This window comes from Mycobacterium sp. P2_H7 (assembly GCF_056403275.1).
On record NZ_JBFUFU010000056.1, the window covers coordinates 1 to 440 of the forward strand.

Genomic DNA, 440 nt, shown 5'->3' on the forward strand with positions numbered 1-440 from the left:
GTAGAGGGCAGACCCCGCTGCGGCGCGGCGCTTGCGGCCCTTCAGTTCCTGCGGCACTTCGAGCTTGACCGGTTCCAGAATGGTCACCTTGACCTTCGGGAACAGGCGGCGGCGCACATGCTGCGAGCTCAGCCGCGAGAAATAGGTCTTCTCCAGCCCGTCAATGCGCACCGGCACAACCATCGAGCCGGTCTTGTCGGCGACCATGGCGGCGCCGTCATAGACCTTCATCAGGCCGCCGGTGACGGTGATGCGGCCCTCCGGGAAGATGACCAGCGGGTCGCCGCCCTGCACGACCTTGATCAGCGTGCGGGTCGACATCGGCTTGGCCGGATTGAGCGGCAAAGCGCGGGCAAGTTTCATGAATGGCTTCATCCACCAGGCCTGGGCGATGAAGTAGTCGATGGCGAAGACCGGCTCCTCGTCGGTCAGCGTCAGCG

At 65.0% G+C, this 440-nt stretch carries 1 protein-coding gene; it reads right to left on the reverse strand.

Going from position 1 to position 440, the window contains the following annotated elements; all coding sequences use genetic code 11:
* Positions 1-440 (reverse strand): 1-acyl-sn-glycerol-3-phosphate acyltransferase (locus tag AC1DY7_RS31320; protein ID WP_477497651.1); only part of this gene is annotated, 440 nt, incomplete at both ends.